Origin of the sequence: Staphylococcus caeli (assembly GCF_051413795.1) — a bacterium.
GTDB lineage: Bacteria > Bacillota > Bacilli > Staphylococcales > Staphylococcaceae > Staphylococcus > Staphylococcus caeli_A.
In genome coordinates this window covers 1-616 of the sequence record NZ_JBOIRQ010000048.1, presented here as the reverse complement: position 1 = coordinate 616, position 616 = coordinate 1, and the positions used below count along the sequence as shown (strand labels likewise).

Genomic DNA, 616 nt, shown 5'->3' with positions numbered 1-616 from the left:
GATGAATTGTCAATTTAACTGCAACAGACTTACAGTGAAAATTTCATAAGGTGTACACCAATTAAGACACTTTCTTGGTCGATGATTTATAGAACATAAAGCATAATCCAATTCTGCTTGAGTTATCTTTGCTAAATCTGTTTTTTTAGGAAAGAATTCTCTAAGTAGACCGTTGGAATTTTCGTTTGTTCCACGTTGCCAAGCAGAATAAGGGTCGGCAAAGTAAATATTGGTTTCAAATTGACTTTCAATGGTTTTATAACATGAAAACTCTTTTCCACGATCTACAGTAATCGTTTTAACTGTTCCATTTGGAAGCTTAGATATTAGTTGTTTAATCGCAATTTCCATAGATTTTGCAGAACGGTCGGGCATTATAAAACAATATAAATAACGAGACTTTCTTTCTACGAAAGTTGCAACACATCCTTTGCTTTTTCCTCTGCTCGATACAACAGTATCAGCTTCCCAATGACCAAATACGTTACGCTTTCTTACTTCCTTAGGTCGTTGTGAAATTAACTTGCCGACATTGAATTTACCTCTAGTTTCTTTAGAACGTTGTCTTTTTCCTTTTTGTCTAAGATACATTAAGACATTAAAATTAAGAAGTTTG

1 protein-coding gene is annotated in these 616 nt (G+C 33.6%); it reads right to left on the bottom strand.

Going from position 1 to position 616, the window contains the following annotated elements:
* Nucleotides 1-9 precede the first annotated feature (9 nt).
* On the bottom strand, nucleotides 10-616 hold a 607-nt coding region (locus ACSULM_RS12470; RefSeq protein ID WP_436863119.1), incomplete at its 5' end, for an IS30 family transposase.